Genomic DNA, 2,704 nt, shown 5'->3' on the forward strand with positions numbered 1-2,704 from the left:
TTCCGTCGGCGGGCCCTGTCGCGCCCTCCGAACACCCACTACGTTGCCGAACCGAACCTGAACGCAGCCTGAAGTCCTGAAGCCCTCTTCAGGTTGGGACGCGGAGTGATGCCGGAACGACCGTGCCGGCACGTTCGTGCAGTTCGCGCGCGGCCTGGTTTTTCAGGTGGGGCCGGATCAGACGCAACATGGTCGTCATGCGCTGATCCGCGCGACCCGATTGCACCAACGGGTAGTCGTCCAGGGCCTGATGCCAGGTTGCGCAGGCTGCTTCCAAGTGGCCGATCGGCAATTGGCGTTCCGCGAGCGTTACACGCTGGCGAACCCGCCCGCGTCGAAAGACGCTGGCACGAAGCGTGTCCGCCTGTTTCATGGCATCGATCGACCCTCGCGCATCACCCATCTCGTAGCGGACCTGGCTGATGTGGTAATTCAACGACGACGGGTCGTAGGAACCGAAGGCCTTCTCTCTGGACTCGGCCTTCTCCATAGCCGATTCGGCCTCAGCGAGATACCGCAACGCGTCGGCGGCGCGGTCACCGATCTGGGCGTTCTCCAACCGGCCGACGGCGTCGGGCCAGTCGGGCACGGTCAGCGCGACGGAAAAGAGGCTCACGCCGAGGACGCTGCGACGGGATGGGTCCACCCTGTCTCGCGGAACAGCCGCTCAAGGTCCTCGTTCGGCGCCCGGCTCCCCATGACCTCAATCCTCCACGCCCGCAGAGCTTTTGAAGCTTTTGAAACCTGCTGCGGTCGCCACAGTACCGCGCTGCGTAACGGGGCGGTTGCGGAGGCCGTGGCCGCTTTGCACGCCGAGGGGTGGGCACATGGGGACATCCAGCCCGCACACTTGATCACCGGCCGCACCGGAACGGTTCTCATCGACCTTGCCCTGGCACGCGGTGGGGACATCCCCGCCGTGTACGACTTCAGCTTCCGGGGCTGTCTCGTCCACTACGAAAGCCCGGAGATCTCGCGGAGCGTGCTGGAGAGCGGTACGGCCACGGCGGCAGACGTCTACGCGCTGGGTGCCTCGTTCTTCATGAGCGCCGCCGGGCTGCGGCACGTGGCGTATCCCGACGACGCCAGCCGCAAGGAGCAGCGGCAAGCCATCGTGGACGGTCCGCATCGGCCGGTGAATGTGCCCGGGGCGCTGGGCAGGCTCATCGACGCCATGCTGAGCTCCGAACCGTCCCACCGTCCCACCAGCGCCGAAGTCTGCGCGGAGCTGCGGGCTGCCTGCTGAATGCTCGGCAACGGGCAAGGGGCCGCGCGTCCGCCGTGTGGTCCCGCCCTGAAGCGGATGCAGTACCGCCTCGCACTCGTCCCTGCGCTCATTCACCGGGGGATGGTTTCCATGGTTCTCAGTTCGTGAGAGCGGTGTCGACGATTGCCTTGATGTGCGCAAGGTCGGAGCCACTCCCCGTCGGGTTCAGGGAGTACACCACGCGGTGCCTGAGGTCCCGGGTCGCGAAGAACCCGTTGTCCCAGCCGGGGCGGGAACCTGTTTTGCCCCATGCGTACTCGCCGCTCGGGAGCTGGTAGCGCATCAATCCGCCGATGCTGAAGCAGGCCGCCGGGCCGGAGCAGCTGGTGTTGGTAGCGCTGCTCTTCACCTTCGGCACATCGAACACCAGCTTCTGCTGGGCAGGTGGGAGCAGGCGGCCCCGGAACAGCGCCGTGAAGAAGCGGTCCACGTCGGCGGCGGTGGAGATCATGCCGCCCTCGGCCCACGGGTACGGGCTCTGCTCGGTCACGTCCTGCCCGTCAACGTACGTCTGTGCGTGGGGCGAAGGGATCGTCGGGTCGTCGGCAGCGGGCAGGCTGGTGTGGCGCAGACGCAGCGGCCGGATGATCCGTCGCTCCAGTTCGTGGGCGAAGGAATGGCCGGTGACCCTCTCGACGATCAGACCAAGGACGAGGGAGTTGAGTCCGTTGTACTGCTGCTCGGAGCCCGAGGCGCGCGGTGGATCCGTGGCTGCGGCGAATGATGCGCGCAAGCCCTCTTGAGGCGTCACAGACTTGAGCCACCAGCCGGGCCCGTCGGCAGGGCCGGGGGTCGCCGCGGGCTTAGGCAGGCCGCTCGTGTGGTCGAGTAGCTGGCGTACTGTGACGGGGTCGTACGCGTCGGGCATCAGCCCGGGGACGTAGCGCCGCGCCGGTGCGTCGAGGTCGATCCGGTGTTTGGCAACGAGCTGGAGCACCACCGTATTGGTGAACGCTTTGGTGACACTGCCGATCCGGAAGTACGCGTCAGCGGTGACCGGGCCGACGGTGGCTCCCACGCCATCCCGTCGGACCAGCGCGCCCGCCACGATGTCGTCGGGCAGGTGGTCAAGGATTTCCTGGACGGTGGGGCTCGCAGGAGCCGCGGCGCTGGAAACGGTCGAGGCAGCGGTCGCGGGCACCGCGGCGCCGGCGATGACAGCGGTGGCCAGGACGAGGGCGGTGGCGACGAGGCGGATCCGCATGGAGGTTCCTTCAGAGCTGCGTTGACGGGCCTTGATGACAAGGCCAACTCTGCTGGGACCTCGCCGTTTGCCCATCAGTGATCACCCTGATGGAGCCCCCGGGTCGCCCCTGAGACGCAGGCCAATGATGCAGGTTTGACGGGCGAAGGGGCCGCGTCCGCCGGACAGTGGCGGGGCGGCCCCTTCGGGTTCAGGGGGCGTCAGGTGCGTGCTGGTCAGTCGTCGTCGCCGTC

Annotated in this window: 2 protein-coding genes and 1 pseudogene; 1 reads left to right on the forward strand and 2 read right to left on the reverse strand. The window is 67.5% G+C overall.

Translation table 11 applies throughout. The features are described from left to right. Positions 1–88 precede the first annotated feature (88 nt). Positions 89–550, reverse strand: a pseudogene (locus tag ACZ6CL_RS42825) (tetratricopeptide repeat protein); the annotation flags it as partial. A 246-nt stretch (positions 551–796) separates the two neighbouring features. Between ACZ6CL_RS42825 and ACZ6CL_RS42830 the strand changes: the two are divergent. Next, positions 797–1,246, forward strand: a complete 450-nt coding sequence (locus ACZ6CL_RS42830; protein WP_468946978.1) for a protein kinase family protein — start codon at positions 797–799, stop codon at positions 1,244–1,246. A 118-nt stretch (positions 1,247–1,364) separates the two neighbouring features. Here ACZ6CL_RS42830 and ACZ6CL_RS42835 read toward each other — a convergent pair whose 3' ends face one another. Further along, a complete protein-coding gene (locus tag ACZ6CL_RS42835) occupies positions 1,365–2,546 on the reverse strand; it encodes a serine hydrolase domain-containing protein (protein WP_468946981.1) in 1,182 nt (393 codons plus the stop codon). Between the last annotated feature and the right edge of the window lie 158 nt (positions 2,547–2,704).

This window comes from Streptomyces sp. NPDC041200 (assembly GCF_055591805.1).